Genomic DNA, 21,213 nt, shown 5'->3' with positions numbered 1-21,213 from the left:
CTATGTATACATACCGCGAATTGGATAGTTGTTATCTGGATTACGTATCCACGCTAAGCCATTAATTAACGATTGAAGCTCAGGTCTTACAAACGGATTATTTGAAATGTCTACAACGTGTACTTTGCCTTGATTGTTAACCACAAATAATCCCGGTTCGGGAAATGAATGATCCGTTTCTTCAGGCGATCTTGGATCTGATATATACAACCCAAGTTCTACCATTTGTTCAACAGTAAGGCCATATGCGATAGGGAAAGTAACATCAAGTCTTTCCATATGACTTTCAAGTTGTTCTTTGCTGTCGCCAGAAACTGCGATCAAATCCACGCCTGTTTGAGCGAGTAGATCTTTCGCATTTTCTAATTGGTTCAGGTATCGTGTACAAAGAGGGCAATGCTGACCTCTGTAAACAACGACCATGTTCCAATCCAAACCATTTTCAGGTGTTGATAATTTTTTTACATCACCATTTAATAGCTTTACTTCAATTGCAGGAAAATCAGCTCCTGCGTGCAATTTAGTAGTATATTCAACGCTCATTACTGTTCCTTAAAAATGTTTGTTGATGTGAGCTTTAAAACGTTTTAAGTCGTTTTCAACATCTGCATTTTTCATCACATCAAAGCACGCAAATGTTTCCATTGGCTTCATACCAAAGAACTTGAAGTTCATGTGCATAGGGAACAACAGGTCATCAATTGATTTTCCATTGAAGAATTCATTTTCATCGTTGAACGCTTCTTCTGGCGCATTGAGCGTCAAAGACATCATGTATTTTGTATTAGTTAGTGAGCCACCCATGCCATAGTTATTTTTCGGCGCAGATTCGTCACGACCATCACCAACACATAACGCGCCACCCATGCCCGCTGTGTAGACTTCATCCATGTATTTTTTGAATGACCAAGTAACGCCCATCCAATTTACCGGGGTTTGAAGAATAACGATGTCAGCCCATTGATGATTCTCAAGTTCTTTCTCAACGTTAATATTTTCTGATATTGTAACTACACGAGTTTTATGGCTCTTTTCCTTTAATATTGAAACGGCTTTTTCTACTAGCGTAGCGTTTAGCTTACCTTCAGAAAAAGGGTAATATTGGTGACCATTGATAATTAAAATATTGCTCATTTGTGTTTCTCCAAAAATAAAATTTATTTTGAACGGTTAATTGTGGTATATTTTAGATACCTTTCAACAATAAGCAATTAGTATACTTTTAGTAACCTATAACAAATAAGTGAGAAATTATGGAAAGTACAATAGAAACAGACAGTAAAGGTCGGAAAAAAGTTTATAATGCTTGTATGGAGCCTTGTGCGATTGAAAAAGGAATGCGTTTAATTGGCGGAAAATGGAAAGGTTCTATCATTTATCACTTGAAAGATGAGCCAGTTCGATTTAATGATTTAACTCGAATGCTGGGCGGTGTAACTAAAAAAATGGTTGATCAACGGCTCAAAGAGCTAGAAGACGAAGGTATGGTAATTAGAAAGGTTATAAGCGATAGACCTATAGCTGTTACATATGAACTTACTGATTTTGGTAAATCAGCACTTTCAATTTTGGATGATTTGCGAAAATGGTCAGAATCGCACGGTATAAAGTTAAACTCAAAGTAACTTATTGAACAATTCTTTGTTGATATTTACTTTGAGTGATTGAAGCCTTTATATAACGTTTTTTATTGTATTATTGCATTCATCACTTCCAAATTGTTTCCAATTGCTGATGTAATAGGACAAAGCTTAGTTCATTTTTAACTTTACACAATACCAATAAAATTATTGGTTTATATAGATGAAACAGGAATTAAAGATAGCTTTGGCCCTCGCCAATTACTTGATAAAGGCTGCCACTCGCAGTTTTGATTAGCTGGTTGTGAGGTGAGATTTTTACTATTTTGGATGTGCTAATGTAATCGTCTGTTGCGAATCGGTATGTCATGTCATCGACACAGATTCCCCATAAAACCTTCCCAATTAATTCTTCACCATCAAAAACAGAAACGATATGCCAGTCTTTAACGATTGTATTCATGACTTAAACCCCATAAGAGTTTAAGGTGATCAGAGAAAACCTTTAATTAAAAACATAATGAAAGCATGGAGGTAATCCTGACTTTTTGCACTTTGACAAAAAATAATATTAACTTTTAATAATACTTTTCTTCATTGAAGCGATTAGTAGTTAGTAAATTATCAGATAAAATTCGAAAAATATTACTTGCTAGTTTTCGTATTTTACAAAATATTTAGTTTAAAACTGGCTTGTATCCCTTACTCTGTATCATTCTCGCTCTTGACGGTATTCTCGTTTTAAATGACGTTTTACAAAAAGGTAATTACTAATAGGATATAACAAAACGTTTAGACGTCTATACGTTTAGAAGTTGACATATCTAGCAATCTAAGTAACATTGCCTACAAGTAGAAAAAATTCTTTTTTGTTAGGTAGGATTATGCCGATTAAAATTCCCGATCAATTGCCCGCATTATCAGTTTTAGATAAAGAAAACATATTTATTATGTCGGAGCATCGCGCAGTAAATCAAGAAATAAGACCTATGCAGGTTGCCATATTGAATTTAATGCCAAACAAAATAGAAACAGAAGTGCAGATCCTGCGCATGTTATCAAATACACCATTACAAATTAATGTCGAGTTTGTCCGTATTCATGCCAATGAATCAAAGAATACGCCAACAGAACATTTAGAAAATTTCTATTGTCTGTTTGATGATATTAAACACAAGCAATACGATGGGTTGATTGTGACTGGTGCGCCATTGGCATTATTAGATTATCACGAGGTCAGCTTTTGGGATAAAATTTGTGAAGTATTTGACTGGGCTGAAGAGAATGTAACATCTACCATGTTTTCTTGCTGGGCTGCACATGCTGCTTTATATCATCATTATGGTTTAAACAGACATTTACGTCAGCAAAAATTGTCAGGCGTGTATAAGCACTATCCATTAAGTAGCAAAGAGCAATTAACACGCGGTTTTGATGAATACTTTAACGTACCGCATTCACGTTATGGTTATATAAGCTTGTCAGACTATCAGAGTGTTGAAAATTTAAATGTCTTGGCTCAGTCAGATGAAGCAGGTGTTTATCTGGTCGCGAGTAAAAACAAAAGGCAAGTCTATTTAACTGGGCACCCTGAGTATGATACCTCAACGTTGCACGAAGAATACTTAAGAGATCGTAAAACTAATGACAACACACAACTACCACTTAATTATTATTATCAAGATAATGAAAATAATAAACCCGTAGGATCGTGGCGAAGTCATGGCAGTTTATTATTTACTAATTGGCTAAACTATTACGTGTATCAAATCACACCATATCGACTTGATGCTTCAAATATGAAGACAGTTCAAACTGATGAATCATAAATAACTAGATTCCTCAAAATATTATTCTAAGTTGCTATATAGTGACTTAAGGTATTGAATTAATAAAAGCTTAATTGCTTGGATACGACAATGAAAAAACATGCATCATTTACATTGCTAGAGCAACAACTAAAAAACAATATTCTCATTCTTGATGGAGCGATGGGAACAATGATTCAAGCGTATAAGTTTGAAGAACAAGACTTTAGGGGCGAACAGTTTGCAGACTGGCACTGTGATGTGAAAGGCAATAATGACATGTTAGTGCTGACACAGCCTGATATTATTAAAGCAATACATTGTGAGTACCTAGAAGCTGGCGCAGATATATTAGAAACCAATACTTTTAATGCAACTACTATTGCCATGGCTGATTATGACATGCAAAAGTACAGTGCTGAAATTAATCTACAGGCAGCAAAAATTGCTAGGGCAGCAGCTGATGAGTACAATCAAAAAACACCAGAAAAACCGCGTTTTGTTGCCGGTGTACTAGGGCCAACAAATAGAACCTGTTCGATTTCTCCTGATGTTAATGATCCAGCATTTCGAAATGTCACCTTTAATGAATTAAAAGCAGCGTATATCGAGTCGACTAAAGCACTTATTGAGGGCGGTTCAGATATAATTTTAATTGAAACCATTTTCGATACGCTTAACGCGAAAGCAGCAGTTTTTGCAGTAGAAACAGTGTTTGAAGAATTAGGTTTTCGTTTACCCGTAATGATCTCAGGCACGATTACTGATGCCTCAGGTAGAACACTTTCTGGGCAAACCACGGAAGCTTTCTATAACTCGTTAAGGCATGCTAAGCCTATCTCATTTGGTTTGAACTGTGCATTAGGCCCTGTTGAACTAAGGCAATATGTTGAAGAATTAAGTAGAATTTGCGATGTCGCGGTATCTGCGCATCCTAATGCGGGTTTACCCAATGCATTTGGTGAATATGATTTTACCGTTGAAGATATGAACACCCATGTTGAAGAATGGGCTAAATCAGGTTTTCTAAACATCATTGGTGGCTGTTGTGGTACAACACCTGCGCATATTAAAGGCATGGCAAATACTGTTGAAAAGCTCGCGCCACGCACCATCGAAGCACGTGATATTGCTTGTCGATTATCTGGATTAGAAGCACTAACCATTCAGAAAGACTCTTTGTTTGTCAACGTAGGTGAGCGCACTAATGTGACTGGCTCGGCAATGTTTAAGCGTCTAATTAAAGAAGAGAATTACGATCAAGCGATAGCAGTAGCACTTCAACAAGTAGAAAATGGCGCGCAAATTATCGACATTAACATGGATGAAGGCATGTTAGAGTCAAAAGAGGCCATGGTTAGATTTTTAAATTTAATTGCGGGTGAGCCTGAAATAGCTAAAGTGCCAATTATGATTGATTCTTCCAAGTGGGATATCTTGGAAGCGGGGCTTCAATGTATTCAAGGTAAAGGTGTAGTGAACTCTATCAGCCTAAAAGAAGGCGAAGAGAACTTTAAAGCACAAGCTGAGCTTCTACGTCGATATGGTGCCGCAGTGATCGTCATGGCATTTGATGAAGATGGTCAAGCTGATACCCGTGAACGCAAATATGAAATATGTCATCGTGCTTATCATATTTTAGTCGATGAAGTGGGCTACCCAGCTGAAGATATTATTTTTGATCCCAATATTTTTGCCGTCGCTACTGGTATTGAAGAGCATAATAATTATGCGGTTGATTTTATTGAGGCTGTTGCCGATATTAAACAAAACTTACCTTATGCAATGATCTCTGGTGGTGTATCTAATGTTTCCTTCTCATTTAGAGGAAATAACCCGGTTCGCGAAGCTATCCATGCGGTCTTTTTATATCATGCTATTAAAAATGGTATGGATATGGGCATTGTCAATGCAGGTCAATTGGCTATTTATTCAGATATTCCAACTGAATTACGTAAGGCCGTTGAAGATGTCATACAAAATACTGATGATGGCGCAACTGAGCGGTTGCTCGATGTTGCTGAACAATATCGAGGTCAAGCAGGTGGCCAACAATCTAAGGTTGATTTGGCATGGAGAGAGCTACCAATAAACGAGCGTTTATCCTATTCATTAGTGAAAGGGATTAACGAGTTTATTGAAGAAGATACAGAAGAAGCACGCCTTTTAGCTGCCAAGCCGTTAGATGTAATAGAAGGTCCACTAATGGACGGCATGAATACCGTTGGTGATTTGTTTGGTGCTGGTGAAATGTTTTTACCGCAAGTGGTTAAGTCTGCGCGAGTAATGAAGCAAGCTGTTGCTTATTTAAACCCATATATTGAATTGGAGAAAACAGAAGCAAGCACTAACGGTAAAATTCTTTTAGCTACTGTTAAAGGCGATGTTCACGATATTGGTAAGAATATTGTTGGCGTTGTACTGCAATGTAATAATTATGAAATTATCGACTTAGGTGTAATGGTTTCATGTGAAGATATTTTAAGAGTCGCGAAAGAAGAAAAAGTGGATATTATTGGTTTGTCAGGGCTTATTACACCGTCACTTGATGAAATGGTGCATGTCGCTAAAGAAATGAAACGTCAAGGTTTTGAACTGCCTTTACTTATTGGTGGTGCTACAACATCAAAAGCACATACCGCAGTAAAGATTGAGCCGCAATATGAACATCCTGTTGTTTATGTTTCAAATGCTTCGCGATCAGTTTCGGTAGTAAGTTCATTGCTTTCTGATGAGTTACGTCCAGCCTTTATGGAAAGACAAAAAGAAGAGTACGAAAGAGTTAGAGCACGTCATTATAAAAAAGGTCCGCGTTCAAGCTTAGTTAGTTTGGAAGATGCACGTAAAAATGCAACCCCGATTAACTTCGACAATTACACGCCAACAGTGCCAAATAAATTGGGTGTTACTGTGCTAAATGAACTTGATTTAAATGAAGTAAGAAACTATATCGATTGGACGCCATTTTTCATGACTTGGCAATTATCGGGTAAATATCCATTAATATTGCGCCATGAAGTGGTTGGCGAAGAAGCCACGAAACTCTTTAATGACGCGAATGCAATGTTAGATGATGTCATTAATAATAAGAAGCTAACAGCAAAAGCCGTGTTTGGTTTATTTCCTGCTCATAGCGATGTTGATGATGTTATTCTTTACACTGATGAAAGCCGTACTGAGCAATTAATGACATTGCATCAGCTTCGACAGCAAAGTAAAAAGCCATCAGGGCAGTATAACCGTTGTCTATCAGACTACGTTGCGCCTAAAAGTGCTAATGTGAATGATTATATGGGGGCATTTGCTGTATCGGCAGGTTTTGGTGCTGATGAATTAGTTAAAGCCTTTAATGCTCAGCACGATGATTATAACAGTATTCTATTAAAAGCTGTTGCAGATAGGTTAGCTGAAGCATCTGCTGAATATCTTCATGAGAAAATCCGTAAGGAATATTGGGGTTATGCGCCAGATGAAAACCTTAAAAATGAAGACTTAATTCGTGAAAGTTATCAAGGTATAAGGCCTGCTCCGGGTTATCCTGCTTGTCCTGAGCATACTGAAAAAGGCTTACTTTGGGAGTTGTTAAATGTTGAAGACAATATCGGCATGGAGCTAACTTCAAGCTATGCAATGTGGCCTGGTGCTGCTGTAAGTGGTTGGTATTTTGCACATCCTGACGCAAAATATTTTGCCGTTGCAAAATTAGCAAAAGACCAAGTACTGGATTATGGTGTGAGAAAAGGTTTTACCATTGAGCAAGCAGAGCGTTGGTTGTCTGCCAACCTTGATTATGAGCCAGAATAAACGTCTGCGCAGTTGAATTAATAAAGGCTAAGTATTGTTACTTAGCCTTTATAGTTTATGGTGCCTCATTCATGGTTAAGGCAAAGTGAAAATATTTATGCTGGTTGGTAGAGGTTAGATTGCTTAACAACGTATTTTTCATTGAGTTTAGCTGATAGCACCCCTTTGCGCCTAGCAAGGGCAACTTGTAATTTTTTAGCAACTTTGGCAATCGCAGCATAAAGTTGTTTGTCTGAAGCATTTACGGTGACGGTTGTCCCTTCATAATGCGTGGTAACTTCAAGTTTCTGTTGATGTGGTTCAACAGTAATCGTTGAATCTATAGCCATAATTGACGGATAATGCTTAGAGATTTTCGCAAACTTGTTTTCCATTGATTGCTTAATACCGTCGGTGATTTCAACATGATGTCCAGAAATTCTAATTTTCATAGTATTACCTCTTTTGTTATCTTCATCTTCATAATCCTCCTATGAGGATAAAAATTCAAGCAATTTAATGTCAATATTCGCAACAAAATGTAATTGAATTTTTATTACGCTTTTTAGAGTGATTTTGAGCTAATGAGTTCAATGAAATAGTAAAAAAATTGTCAACTTGAAGGTCTGTTGAGTTAAAAGAGGCAGAGCTAAATGACTAAGAATTTAGCAAGGAAAGGGTAAATCAGTTTAGATAAATAATGTGGCAGAGCAATGATTAACTATTAAGCCCTGCCACTTTTACGTTCTACCATCGAAGGAGAGGGTAGTTAATGGCTACTCTTATAATTTAAAGTGCCTATCAAAAAAGTTTATGATTGTGTGGTTTAAATGTGTTTTGACTTTTTTACCACGCATGCTGTGTTTACTACCTGGGTATGTCATTAATTCAAACACTTTGTTTTCATCTTGCATTGCTTTAATTAACTTCGTGGTATTGGTAAACAGTACGTTATCATCAGCCATGCCATGATAAACCATCAACGGGCCCGATAAATTAGTGATATACGGAAATACACTACTTTCTTTATATCCTATCGCATTGGCTTTTGGGTGGTTAAGGTAACGCTCAGTGTAATGTGTATCGTATAACATCCAGTCTGTCACTGGAGCGCCGCTAACCCCCGCTTTAAAATAATCTCCGGCTTTAAACATTGCCATCAATGCCATGTAGCCTCCGTAAGAATGGCCGTATATACCAATACGTTCCTTATCAACATAAGGTAAGGTATGAAGAAACTTTACGCCAGTTATTTGGTCGGCAACTTCCACTTCGCCTAAGCGTTGATATATAGGGAATTCAAAAGCTGTACCTCGGTAATTAGAACCTCGGTTATCCAGTTGATAGACAATATAGCCTTGCTGCACCATATACTGGATCATATCAGCTCCTTGCCATTTGTTTGTTACGCGCTGTGCATGTGGCCCACCATAAACTTTAACGATAACAGGGTACTTTGTACCTGGCTTCATATCATTTGGCTTATATAGCTTATAAAAAAGCGTCGCCTGACCATCATCAGAGGTTAATGAGCCAAATTCGGGTTTAACGAGTTGCTGGTGATATGGATAGACAGGGTGAGTATCGTCTATTTTGTTTTCTGCTAGCCAAGTTAGGTGTTCACCATTAGCTTGATGCAAACTAACTTGCTTTGGTGTGGTAATGTTTGAAAAGCTATCAAGGTAGTTTAAACCATTCTTATTACTGGCTGCGCCAAATGTAATATCATGAAAACCATTTCGTTTTGTGAGTCGTTGAACTTGTTCTGGTGTTTTGCCTGATAGCGGTACTTTGTATAAATGGCGTTCTAAAGGAGTGTCTGCTCTACCAGTAAAGTATAACCATCCTTTTTCTTCATCCACATTTTTAAGTGCATCGACAACCCATTGACCTTTAGTCAGCTGAGCAATTAACTCTCCGTTAATTGAATAATGGTATAAATGCTTAAAGCCATCTCGCTCAGAAGCCCAAATAAATGATTTACTGTCGTTGAAAAAATAAAGATCATTATGCAGGTTAATCCAATGTTCAGAAGTTTCAGTTAACAATGTTTTTTGCTTACGTTTTTTTATATTGTAAGACTGTAAAACCAGTGTTTTTTGGTCTCTACTTTGCCATTGATACGACAGGTTTTTTCCATTGGGGTACCACTTAACTCTTGGTAGGTATATATCTTTATTTTCTGAGTTATCTGCCCCTTTTAATGGAATAAAACGAACTTTCTTGCCTTTAATATCGGTTACGGCTAATTGAATGTGAACATTGTTAGTACCAGTGGCTGGGTATCTTTGTTCAATAAGATCAATTTTATCTGCGTAGATTTCATTTCGAATAACTGTTTGAACAGGCGTTTCATCTACTCTAAGAAAGGCAATGTGCTTCTCATCAGGTGACCACCAATAACCCGTCATACGATCCATTTCTTCTTGTGCAACAAATTCACTCATGCCGTTTTTTATCACACCACCACCATCAATAGTTAATTGACGTTCTTCACCGCTTTTTATATGGCGAACAAATAAGTTTTGTTCTCGAATATAAGAAACATAATTACCTTTTGGCGAAAACTTTACATCGGTTTCAAAACTTGGTGTATTTGTTAAACGTTTCGCTGTTTTCTCTGCTAAGTGGTAATAATAAACCTCGCCATTCAATGGAAAAAGTAAAGCACTGCCATCATGAGAAAACTGATATTCCATGATCCCTTTACCGAAGATACGTTGGCGCTCTCTACGAGCCTTCTCTTCGTTTGATAAGTTTTCTTTACCGCTAAATAATAATTTTGAATCAACGAGTAATTTATTTTCTTTACTGGTTAAATTATATTCCCACAAATCATAACGGTTTAAATCATCAGCTTTGCCTTGTAAATATGTTACACGGTTGCCATCAGGAGAGAACTTTAATGACTTCGGTGTTTGACCATTTAATGAAGGGGCGCTGTAAATGCGCTCAATAGACAAGTTTGCTTCTTCACTAAACGTTGAAAATATTGGCAATGCACAACTAACGATAAGGAGTGCTTTTTTAATTGTTCGTTTCATCAGGTAACTTCTTATTTGAATAAATTAAAAATCTTTAAATTACGTTGAGCGCATCGCTTAGTTTTTTCACTGCGATAACTTCCATGCCTTCTATTTCGTGTTTCGGTTTATTATTGTGCGGCACAATGGCACGTTTAAAGCCATGCTTTGCCGCTTCATAAATTCGTTCTTGGCCACTAGGAACAGGGCGAATTTCACCCGATAAGCCCACTTCACCAAAGATGACTAAATCTTGTGGCAATGCATTATCTTTAAAGCTAGACACAAGTGCTAGAATTAACGCCAAATCAATACTTGTTTCGGTAACTTTGACGCCGCCAACCACATTGACAAAAACATCTTGGTCATTCAATTGTAAACCACCATGGCGATTTAAAATTGCTAACAGCATAGATAATCGGTTTTGATCAGCACCAACAGCCACACGCCTTGGATTACCTAGAGCAGAGTGATCAACTAACGCTTGTATTTCTACTAGTAATGGTCTTGTTCCCTCCCAAAGTACCATTACAACACTACCTGGTGTTTGCTCTTCTGAACGTGTTAAGAAAATGGCAGAAGGATTTTTGACTTCTTTTAACCCGCCACCGGTCATAGCAAATACGCCTAGCTCGTTTACAGCGCCAAAACGATTTTTATGACCTCGTAATGTACGATAGCGTGAGTCAGTACTGCCTTCGAGCATTATAGAGCAATCAATACAGTGTTCTAAAACTTTAGGGCCCGCTAATGAACCATCTTTGGTGACATGTCCTACAATAAGCATGGCAACATGGTGCTGTTTGGCAAAGCGAGTTAAATACGCGGCACTCTCCCTAACTTGAGATACGCTACCAGGTGCTGATTGAATATCAGCCATATGCATAACTTGAATAGAGTCAATAACAATGATTTTAGGCTGTTCTTTCTCGGCAATATTACAAATATTTTCAACGCTAGTTTCAGAGAGCATTTTTAATTGGTCGGTCGCTAACCCTAAACGTTTTGCGCGCATCGCAACTTGTTGTAAAGATTCTTCGCCAGTAATGTATAAAGCTGGCATTGAAGCCGCAAGAGAGCACATTGTTTGTAATAACAGAGTACTTTTACCTGCGCCTGGTTCTCCACCGATTAGAATTGCACTACCTGGCACAATACCGCCACCAAGAACTCGGTCAAATTCGAGGTATCCAGATGAAAAGCGAGGCAATTCGCCAAGGTCAATAGAATCTAATGTTTGAACTTTAGACTCAGTGGCACCGGCAAAGCCTGAAAAGTTGCCTCCGCGAGTAGGTGATTTGGCTTGTCTAAATTCAGAAATAGTATTCCATGCTTTACAGTCATTACACTGGCCTAACCAACGTGCATATTCAGACCCACATTCAGTGCAAACAAAGGCTGTTTTTGTCTTAGCCATTTAATACCTATTATAAAGTTTTTGATAATGGTGTAATACTTGCTTAGTTAAACATAATATTGCGATGAACACCTTAGATTATTGACAGAAGCCTCTTATAAACGTTGGTATTACGGCGATATTTTATATAGATAAACAATATACAACCATCAAGCGGTATTTACATATAAATACTTGTGTTGATGGCTTTGAATGAATTAAATTATAATGTTTTTAGCGGCTTTGTATAGCACTAGTCTACTTGAAAAGTTGTTAAAGAATATGACTGGTTTGACAGTTGTAATTGCCGAAACTATTTTTACAGTAGTAGCATTAATTAGATATAAGTGACTAAATAATAATAAGAATAGTCACAATTGACTGGTATTTTATGAGTATAGATTTTATCAAGCACCAAGCCATTATTGAAAAATTTCGTGGTGTCGTAAACAAAGCTGGCTTTGATAATAAGTTTAATGCAGTAGCAGCGCGCTTGCCTAAAACGGAAAAGTTTCTGTTAAAAATGGAACTAAAGCGTTTAGCGGGGCCCTGCACGCGTGTTATTGATCTTCGTGGTTTAGTCGACGGAGAGTGCCAACTATTTGACTACCAAGGGCAAAGTCATTTTTTAGACGATGTTGCTATTAATGTTTTTAAAGAGAATGTAAAAGTATACGGCGGTTATACTTTTGGGGTCTATGAAGCGGTCAAGAATACAGAGAATAACTTTAGAAATATATACAAAAACGAGTCAACAAAAGTTAATACCAGCAACCTTAATGTGAAAGTAAAGTCGGGGCTAGAGAAAAAACAATACAGTGCTAAACTTTATCAGTTTGATAATTACCCTGACCGATTAGAAGAGCGAATGAATTTCGCTGTTGCTATAGAAATTACCGTCGCTGGAAGTAAAGCCTATCAAGCAACTACTGTAGATATTAGTAAAACGGGGCTTAAATTTCGCATAAAAGAAGTACCAGTTTTAAGAGTTGGTGATGACGTTAATATTACCTTTAAAGGGTTAGAGCAGGAATTTCACTTTGGTAAAGATAGTCTATTTATTTATCGCGTAGAGAATCTCCTTAGAGACTCTAGCACGCAATTAATAGGTTGTAAGCGATTAGATATTCCTGAAAAAGACGGCTTCTCTCAATTTCTTCAAGGATTCATTCAAGGTAATAAAAGGCGCTATAAGGTTAATTTAGATAATACTATTCAAAGTATTCAAGCACGTAGTTTTGAGCAATACGCGATGGTAAAGCTTAATGAATTACCCGTATTTGTTCAGCAACAGGGTAATGCGCTTCACCCTAGGTATGCGCTTACCACACAGAATAACCAAAATATTTTTCAATATTGGCAAAATGAAAAACATCATTCAACATTAAATTATTTAATTAATTCTGAACGTATTGCGCGAATTATTGAAGCACAAAAGAAAGGTCAGCCACTCATTGTATATAGTTTTATCAATCAACATCAAGGCAGTGACTTCTTTTATAGTATTGATAGTATTCAGGCGAGTAACGATCTTAGCTTTCTTAAAGAGTTCATTGGATTTGCGGCTAAAAAAACCTCTTTTGCTGTGTCTCTGTTAACGATACAAAAAGTGAATAAAGAGAAAATATACTCGCCTTTCACATTATCGAATGTCAGTACCAAACAGCAGTATTTGAATGCGCCACCATCAACAGAAGTTGTTGAAAGTATGGCTAGCCTGTCTAATATTGTAGTGATAAAAGAGGTCACCAATCAGGAAAATATAAAACAGTATCAAGAGTTTGATTATCAAAACATTGATAAGCAGAAGATAAAGCGCTTTGGACATTCTCGCTCTACAGAAAAGCTTGAGATCAACGAGATAGGCATAAATTATAGAAACCAACGACAAGAACCGCGTTTTAAATATAAAACTCCTGTTGAAATCGAGTGTCAATCAGTCATTTGGAAAGGAAACTCAGAAGATTTTTCTGTGTCAGGGTTAAAGGTCAACCTCACAGTACCAGCGCAGTTAATCAAAGGAGATATTGTCTATTTAAGTTTTCCAAAACTTCAGCAGATAACGTCAAGCTTCGATTTAAAGAAGTTGCCTTATAAAGTGGTTCGAATCAATAAAAGTAAAACCACGATTAATTTGCGTGTTTCAGTAAAAGAACATCAACATATTGGCCGATCTTTTTTTAAGCTGCTTATCGCGAAAAATAAAGACAAACTAACGCCTGATGAATACGCTATGTTAACTCCTGGTCTTGCTGAAGCCTTAAGAACGAGTTACGCCGTTGGGCTTGATAATGCAACGCTTGCTGTGCAGAGCAGTGGTAGTCGATATAAAATAGAGTCGCTGTTATTAGGGGCTGACTATGTTGAGCAGGGGGCTGAAAGCTTGCTCGAACAAATGAAACGTTTAAGTGATAGAAAAGGCTTTTATAATTTATATCCATTATTAAGTAATTTAACTGCGATCACTTCTTTAGAAACGCAGTTAAAAAAATTAATTGCTGATGATTTAGCGATAACTGAAACGCTTTATGTTGCCATTAATCCTGACCATGAAAGTGTTGATAAATCAGTGACGACAAAACTAGTCAGTGAATTCAACTCGCCTGAATTAACACGATTCTTTATAAAAAAATCATTAAAGCAGGGCTTGTTCTTTAGTTTGCAAGTGAAGTTGTCGAGAACTGATAGTCCTCAAATGGAATATTTAAATCCCGAATTAAGTTATATCAGTACGTATGCTATACATCGCGGTAAGCAGATAGAGCAAGATATTTGGAGTGTAGCCGGTATTTTAGAAGTGTTCGACGTAACGCAAGAAACTTTGATGTGTTATAAACTTCAAGAAGACGCACCTTCGTAACACTGGTTCTTTACCATTATAAATTTTGTGTCGCCATTTTCATTGCTAAAATGAACATGGCGACTTTTAGCTAAAAAGTTTTAGCGTAACCAGTGTAGTAAACAATCTAAACCTTGATGGTTAATACTTGCGTCAGCTTTTGCTAATACAATAGGTTTAGCATGAAAAGCTACTCCAAAACTTGCAGCAGACATCATGAATAAATCGTTAGCGCCATCTCCCATGGCAACAGTTTGCTCTTTTGCAATCGCGTATTTATCACTTAATAGAGAAAGACTATCAGCTTTAACTTGTGCATCGACAACATCACCGAGTACTTTCCCTGTAAGTTTACCATCTAAAATTTCTAACGTATTTGCAAACGCGTCATCTAAATCGAGCATATCTTTTAAATGGTCTGCAAAATAGGTGAAGCCACCTGAAGCAATCGCAACACGCCATTGATGTTTCTTTAATTCAGTGATTAGCGCTCTTAAGCCTGACATGAGCGGAATGTTTTTCGCGACATCAACCAGTATCTGTTCGGGCGCATCTTTTAAAGTGGCTACACGTTGGTGTAGGCTTTGTGCAAAGTCTAATTCCCCTTGCATTGCTTGCTCTGTTACCGCTGCAACTTCTTCTCCAACGCCTGCTAGTGCGGCTATTTCATCAATACATTCAATTTCTATGGTGGTAGAGTCCATATCCATTACCAGTAAACCGGGTGTTGCAAGTGAGGGAGCGTTTTCTATCAGTGCCGCTTCAATATTATGTTCAAGCGCAAACTGAGCGACAGCCTGACGAGCTGAAGTTAAATCACTACAAGAGACTGTAAATCGAAAACTTGTTTCATGGTTTCTGTGAGTCACTTGAGTTAACGCTAATGGCGTGATTTGACTAAATTCAATCAGTTGATGCAATTGCTGTAGTGTTAATGTTGAGAAAACGACGAGCTCTTGCTTGGTCAGCGATATTTGCTCTTTGGCTAACGTTATCGTTTTATTTTGTAATGATAAGTAGATAGGTAATGATGATTTAGCTACAAGCTCATTAAAAGCTTCACTAAGAGGCGTATCGCTGGCTGAATTAGTCACATTTATTCTCTATTGTAATAGGGGGAAATAATATTAAAACTTCACAACAGATAATAATATAACTATAGTGGCAATATCAGTATGTTATACAGTTATCATGGTTATATGAAGCAACCTGAACAGCCTTTATACCCTAAATTATCATCGATTTATAATAAAATTCTGCAATTAGCTAGTGCAATTTTGATTATTATCGTCTTGATGAGTATGTGGCAATCTACCATCAGTAAAGATGAAGCCACTCTTGAAGGGCATTTTGATTACCTCGCAAAACAGTACCTACAGCAAAGTGCTTCAGGTATATCGGTATTACTTTTGCAAAAATATGCTTCAAAAAAAGCGCGCAATGAAATATTGCAAAACTACCTTAATGGTGTGATGGAAGTCGATTTTATCAAGCAAGTTCATTTATATGATAAGAAAGGGTTACTGTTAAATACCGGTAAATACATAGAGAAAACATCAAGCACTCAAGAGAAGGTTGTCTTTGAAGATCCAAGTAAATCGATATTAGAGCTTTATGGTGTTGCAGCTAAAACCTTAGATAAAAGTCAGCTTTATACCCCTTATGTTATGGAGATTCGCCAAGGTAAGCTACTTGGCTATTTGCGCTTTACTTATGAGCCTGATTATTTAACTGAAGTGTTAAGTAAAGCCGATCATGATAGACAAACTTTATTGAGATTAATGTTGCTGTTAGCTGGTATGGTTGGTTTTCTATTAACACGTGGTTTAAACCGTTTTAGCCGACGTAGTTATCGGATTAATAAAACGATAAAAGCCTCGGAAAAGCTTGCTGCAAAATAAGTTTTTGTTAATTAGAGCACAGGTTAAATAGTAGAATCTTTTGTAAAGAAAATCTTATTAACATTGTCTTCAAGCTGATTAGCGAGTACTTCAGGGGTTATCCCTGTGACGTTAACCAATAATTCAAAAATTACTGGAATATTCAGTGGTGAATTAGCTGGCGGCTTACTGCTGTTATTTTGTTTAAAGGTATTGTCAATAGGGGAGATCACTTCATTGCTTAATGGCATTGATGGCGCATCAGTTTCAAGAACTAAGCTTTCAATGGGTAAACGTTTAACGGTATTAATGGTTTTTTTTGCTCGAGAAAAGCTAATGCTACTGCCAATACCTAGTTTAAAACCTAAATCTAAATAATCTTTCGCTTGCTGGTAACTACCTGTAAACCCATGGATGATGCCAGATTTTGCTAATTGGTACTGCCTTAGAAAAGGCACAATATGCTGATGGGATTGTCTGTGATGAATTATTACGGGCAGTTCATTTTTATTAGCAAGGTCTAATTGATACTCAAAAAAGCGTTGTTGTTGTTCAAAGTTTTCTTCTGGTGTTTGGCCAAATTGCGCAGCATGTTTACTGGTTGCACCATCTAAACCGATTTCACCCACACCAATAATATTATGTTTTTCTTTTGTGATAAGTTGATTGAGGTTTTCTAAATCATTCAGTGTTAAATGCTTTAGAAACCATGGGTGAATACCTAAAGTGCAAAACAACTCGATAGGCCTTTGATGATATTGCTTAGTGAGTGTTAAGACTTGTTGAAAGTTATCAGGAGATATACTTGGAATAATAATACGTGAAATATTACGTAATTTACATTGTGACAACAGCTCGGGCAACTGTGTGCTAAAACAATTATCATCAAGGTGGCAGTGGCTATCAGTGTATTTCATGCTACTGCCCCTTGAACGTTTTAAAATAGTTAACTTTTAAAGGTTTAACAGAATGTAATTACATTCTCTCCATGACCTCAATACCTAAAATATCTAATCCTTGTTGAAGTGTTTTGCTGATGAGTTGGCATAAGGCTAAACGAGAGTGTTTAACTTCTTCACTGATTTCTTCTTTAAGAATAGGGCAGGCTTCATAAAAGCTCATATACAAACTAGCCAGTTCATACAAGTAGTTACACAATAAATTAGGCGTACACTCACTAATAACCGCATCAATAACATCTTCTAGCTGAATAATTTTTAGCGCGAGAGCTTTTTCTTGTGGCTCAATAATGCTTATTTTACCTAAGGCGTCGTTAGGTATATTTGCTTTAGCAAAAATACTTTGAATACGAGAGTACGCATATTGTAAATAAGGTGCAGTTGCTCCTTCAAAACTCAGCATGGTTTTCCAATTGAAAATATAATCACTAGTTCTATTTTTAGATAAATCTGCAAATTTAACCGCACCAATACCTACTTTTTTAGAAATATTAGCCAAATCGTCATCTAAAATATTTGGGTTTTTCTCTTTAATTAAATCACTTGCGCGACTTACTGCTTCATCAAGTAATTCAGCTAGCTTAATGGTACCGCCGGTACGCGTTTTAAAAGGCTTACCGTCATCTCCCATCATCATACCAAATGGGCAATGATGGTAATCAACATTGTTTGGTAAGAAGCCAGCTTTACGTGCTACGATTTCTACTTGCTTGAAATGTAATGATTGGCGAGCATCAGTAAAGATAATAATGCGATCAGCGTTTAATTGGCCACTACGGTAACGACAAGCAGATAAATCTGTAGTGGCATACAAGTAACCACCACCTGATTTTTGCACGATAAAGACTGAAGGCTCACCGTCTTTGTTAGCCATTTCATCAATAAATACAACTTTTGCACCTTGGTCTTCAACAGCAATTTCTTTTGCCATGAGTTCATCAATAACGTTAGACAGATCATCGTTATAGGCGCTTTCACCCATAATGTCTTTTCGTTGTAATGATACATTTAGTTTTTGATAAATCTCTTCACTATGGCTGATAGAAATATCAATAAACTGTTGCCATAATCTATCGCATTGCGCGTCACCACTTTGCAGTTTAACCACGTAATCACGCGCTCTGTCAGCAAAGCCTTCTTCTTCATCAAAGCGAACCTTGGCTTCACGGTAAAAGTTTTCTAAATCAGCAAGGGCGGTTTCAGCCACTTCATTACCTGCTAATTTGTCGCTTAGGTGTGCGATTAACATGCCGAACTGAGTGCCCCAGTCGCCCATGTGGTTTTGGCGAATAACGGTATCACCACGAAACTCAAGAGCTCGAACTACGGCATCACCAATGATGGTCGAGCGTAAATGACCTACATGCATTTCTTTTGCTAAGTTGGGGGCTGAATAATCTACCACTACGGTTTGAGCAACTTTACGTTGAGTAACACCGATATGAGCATCGTCTCTCATAGCGTTTAGATTAGCGGCTAACCATGCTTGGTCTAAATGAATATTAATAAAGCCTGGGCCTGCAAGTTCTATTTTTTCAGCAATACCGTCTAAATCTAATTGCTCGACAACTTTAGTGGCTAATTCACGCGGGTTTGTTTTCAGTTTTTTAGCCGCGCCCATGACGCCGTTCGCTTGATAGTCACCAAATTGAGGACGGTTAGACAAACTAATGGCTGGGTTAGTGTCTTCTGGTAGTCCTGCTGCAACCATAGCAGCGCTTACTTTTTCAGCTAATATATTCTTGATATTCATTTTGTTATCTCATTCTCTTTGTTATTTGGTTCAATAGAACAATCATGCTCATTGGCTATCATTAACTGAGCGAGTATTTATTTGTCTTGAACCAACTAACTGCGAGAATGCGTAACTCACAGTTAGTAACTAATTCTTATATTTCAAGTTTGGCAAAATAGTTTGTTTATTTTACAAGGCGTTTGGTTATTTTTATAAAGGAGCTTAGTAAACTAAGTGACTACATAAAAATAATTAAGCAACGCGGTAAAATTACAAACTAGGCAGCCAAATTAGTGTTCACGTGTTGAGTGAAACTTAATATCCGGATGACGTTCCTGCGCAAGAGATAAATTAACCATAGTAGGAGCAATATACGTTAAGTTATTGCCACCATCTAAGGCTAAGTTATCGCCAGCTTTTTTCTTAAACTGCTCTAAAGTTCGTTCATCATCACAAGTACACCATCTTGCCGTAGCTACACTAATTGGCTCATAAATCGCGTCGACTTTATATTCAGTTTTTAAACGTTGTACAACCACTTCAAACTGAAGTACACCAACGGCACCAACAATCATGTCGTTATTAATAAACGGCCTAAAGACTTGTACAGCACCTTCTTCAGATAACTGGATCAAACCTTTTTGCAGTTGTTTAGCCTTTAGCGGATCTTTTAAACGAATACGTCTAAACATTTCTGGCGCAAAGTTAGGGATACCGCTGAACTTCATCATTTCGCCCGCGGTAAAAGTATCACCAATTTGAATACTACCGTGGTTGTGCAAACCGATAATATCGCCTGCATAGGCTTGTTCTACATTGGAGCGATCGCCAGCCATAAAGGTTACTGCATCGGCTATTTTTACATCTTTACCCAGACGAACCTGTTTCATTTTCATACCTTTTTCATATTTACCTGAGCAAATACGCATAAAAGCAATTCTATCTCTATGTTTAGGATCCATGTTGGCTTGAATTTTAAAAACAAAGCCTGAGAATTTTTCTTCTTCGGCATTCACTTGTCGTAAGTCTGTTTTACGCGGAAGAGGCTTAGGTGCCCATTTGGTTAAGCCGTCAAGCATATGGTCAACACCAAAGTTACCTAATGCTGTACCAAAAAATACTGGGGTTAATTCACCGTTTAAAAACTCGTCTAAATCAAACTCATGCGAAGCGCCAACAACAAGTTCTAATTCTTCACGAAGATCATCAGCATAACTACCAATCGCATTATCAAGTTCAGGGTTATCTAGCCCTTTAATAACGCGTTTTTCTTGAATAGTATGTCCTTGACCTGATTGATATAAAATTGTTTCATCATCAAGAATATTATAAATGCCCTTAAATTCTTTACCCATGCCAATTGGCCAAGTAATTGGAGCACATTTTATTTTTAAAACTTCTTCTACTTCATCCATCACTTCCATTGGATCACGGACATCGCGATCCATTTTATTCATAAAAGTGATAATGGGGGTATCGCGTAAGCGCGTGACTTCCATTAACTTAATGGTACGAGCCTCTACACCTTTAGCAACATCTATAACCATAAGACATGAGTCAACAGCTGTTAATGTTCTGTAGGTATCTTCCGAGAAGTCTTCATGCCCTGGAGTATCAAGTAAATTTACAAGGCAGTTATTATAGGGGAATTGCATTACTGAAGTCGTGATTGATATACCACGATCTTTTTCCATTTCCATCCAGTCAGATTTTGCGTGCTGACCTGACTTTTTACCTTTTACCGTACCTGCTTTTTGTAATGCTTGACCAAAAAGTAATACTTTTTCTGTAATAGTGGTTTTACCGGCATCCGGGTGAGAAATAATCGCAAACGTTCTTCGTAAGTCGACTTCCTGCTGTTGTACAGACATGCAAATTACCTGTGTAAAATGGGGTTTTAGCGCGTAAATAAATCACACACCAATGAAATAAAAATAAAGCGCAATATTATAGCGAAATTGAACAATAAAAGTAATGTATTCGTATCAATTTTTACCAAAGCAAATCTAACAGGCTTTTTTATATTCATTTGATATTAATTTGATATTAATTTAATGAAGAATTTCTTTGCTCAATTTAAGCGAACAGATAGGTTTCGTTGCAGCGTGAGGCCTACAATTTTTGAGGTTATAGTCTTTTCTTGAGTGAGGTTTTAAATCGATGTATATTGTATTAAAACATTTGTGCAAGAACACCATTCTATGTGTTCT

15 protein-coding genes are annotated in these 21,213 nt (G+C 37.2%); 5 read left to right on the top strand and 10 right to left on the bottom strand.

The window, feature by feature from the left end:
- Both D1094_RS00585 and D1094_RS00580 read right to left on the bottom strand, forming a co-directional pair.
- A complete protein-coding gene (locus D1094_RS00585; RefSeq protein WP_118958144.1) occupies positions 1 to 543 on the bottom strand; it encodes a peroxiredoxin-like family protein in 543 nt (180 codons plus the stop codon).
- 9 nt (positions 544 to 552) lie between these two features.
- The gene (locus D1094_RS00580; protein ID WP_118958143.1) at positions 553 to 1,134 is read right to left on the bottom strand and encodes an NAD(P)H-dependent oxidoreductase; all 582 of its coding nucleotides are present in this window, start codon (positions 1,132 to 1,134) and stop codon (positions 553 to 555) included.
- 119 nt (positions 1,135 to 1,253) lie between these two features.
- On the opposite strand from D1094_RS00580, the gene D1094_RS00575 reads away from it, so the two are divergent.
- Positions 1,254 to 1,625 (top strand): helix-turn-helix domain-containing protein, encoded by a 372-nt coding sequence (locus D1094_RS00575; protein ID WP_118958142.1) that lies wholly within the window; start codon positions 1,254 to 1,256, stop codon positions 1,623 to 1,625.
- A gap of 190 nt (positions 1,626 to 1,815) precedes the next feature.
- On the opposite strand, the gene D1094_RS00570 is transcribed toward D1094_RS00575, so the two are convergent.
- The gene (locus tag D1094_RS00570) at positions 1,816 to 2,043 is read right to left on the bottom strand and encodes a hypothetical protein (RefSeq protein WP_182440056.1); all 228 of its coding nucleotides are present in this window, start codon (positions 2,041 to 2,043) and stop codon (positions 1,816 to 1,818) included.
- A 421-nt stretch (positions 2,044 to 2,464) separates the two neighbouring features.
- Between D1094_RS00570 and metA the strand changes: the two genes are divergently transcribed.
- Both metA and metH read left to right on the top strand, forming a co-directional pair.
- A complete protein-coding gene (gene metA / locus D1094_RS00565; RefSeq protein ID WP_118958141.1) occupies positions 2,465 to 3,409 on the top strand; it encodes a homoserine O-succinyltransferase in 945 nt (314 codons plus the stop codon).
- Between the two features lie 90 nt (positions 3,410 to 3,499).
- Positions 3,500 to 7,192, top strand: coding sequence for a methionine synthase (gene metH, locus D1094_RS00560; protein WP_118958140.1), 3,693 nt, complete (start codon positions 3,500 to 3,502; stop codon positions 7,190 to 7,192).
- Between the two features lie 95 nt (positions 7,193 to 7,287).
- Here metH and hpf read toward each other — a convergent pair whose 3' ends face one another.
- From hpf to radA, 3 genes are all read right to left on the bottom strand, one after another.
- Positions 7,288 to 7,623 (bottom strand): ribosome hibernation-promoting factor, HPF/YfiA family, encoded by a 336-nt coding sequence (gene hpf, locus D1094_RS00555; RefSeq protein ID WP_118958139.1) that lies wholly within the window; start codon positions 7,621 to 7,623, stop codon positions 7,288 to 7,290.
- A 330-nt stretch (positions 7,624 to 7,953) separates the two neighbouring features.
- Positions 7,954 to 10,215, bottom strand: coding sequence for a S9 family peptidase (locus tag D1094_RS00550; RefSeq protein WP_118958138.1), 2,262 nt, complete (start codon positions 10,213 to 10,215; stop codon positions 7,954 to 7,956).
- Positions 10,216 to 10,249: 34 nt separating this feature from the next.
- Positions 10,250 to 11,611 (bottom strand): DNA repair protein RadA, encoded by a 1,362-nt coding sequence (gene radA / locus D1094_RS00545; protein WP_118958137.1) that lies wholly within the window; start codon positions 11,609 to 11,611, stop codon positions 10,250 to 10,252.
- A 370-nt stretch (positions 11,612 to 11,981) separates the two neighbouring features.
- Here radA and D1094_RS00540 point away from each other — a divergent pair, with 370 nt between their 5' ends.
- Positions 11,982 to 14,450 carry a PilZ domain-containing protein gene (locus D1094_RS00540; protein ID WP_118958136.1) on the top strand — a complete coding sequence of 823 codons (2,469 nt, stop codon included), beginning with the start codon at positions 11,982 to 11,984 and terminating at the stop codon, positions 14,448 to 14,450.
- 80 nt (positions 14,451 to 14,530) lie between these two features.
- On the opposite strand, the gene serB is transcribed toward D1094_RS00540, so the two are convergent.
- Positions 14,531 to 15,523, bottom strand: a complete 993-nt coding sequence (serB, locus tag D1094_RS00535; RefSeq protein ID WP_259337776.1) for a phosphoserine phosphatase SerB — start codon at positions 15,521 to 15,523, stop codon at positions 14,531 to 14,533.
- A gap of 81 nt (positions 15,524 to 15,604) precedes the next feature.
- Between serB and D1094_RS00530 the strand changes: the two genes are divergently transcribed.
- Entirely contained in the window at positions 15,605 to 16,330 is a 726-nt protein-coding gene (locus D1094_RS00530; RefSeq protein WP_259337775.1) for a hypothetical protein, read from the top strand.
- A gap of 23 nt (positions 16,331 to 16,353) precedes the next feature.
- Here D1094_RS00530 and D1094_RS00525 read toward each other — a convergent pair whose 3' ends face one another.
- The 3 genes from D1094_RS00525 to prfC all read right to left on the bottom strand — a co-directional run bounded on the left by D1094_RS00525 (position 16,354) and on the right by prfC (position 20,874).
- Positions 16,354 to 17,226, bottom strand: a complete 873-nt coding sequence (locus D1094_RS00525) for a TatD family hydrolase (protein ID WP_118958134.1) — start codon at positions 17,224 to 17,226, stop codon at positions 16,354 to 16,356.
- 58 nt (positions 17,227 to 17,284) lie between these two features.
- Complete coding sequence (gene argS / locus D1094_RS00520; protein ID WP_118958133.1) at positions 17,285 to 19,021, bottom strand: arginine--tRNA ligase; 1,737 nt, start codon at positions 19,019 to 19,021, stop codon at positions 17,285 to 17,287.
- 272 nt (positions 19,022 to 19,293) lie between these two features.
- A complete protein-coding gene (prfC, locus tag D1094_RS00515; protein ID WP_118958132.1) occupies positions 19,294 to 20,874 on the bottom strand; it encodes a peptide chain release factor 3 in 1,581 nt (526 codons plus the stop codon).
- Positions 20,875 to 21,213: the final 339 nt, after the last annotated feature.

It is taken from the genome of Colwellia sp. RSH04, from assembly GCF_003545765.1.
Lineage (GTDB): Bacteria > Pseudomonadota > Gammaproteobacteria > Enterobacterales > Alteromonadaceae > Colwellia.
This window is presented reverse-complemented; position numbering and strand designations above follow the sequence as displayed.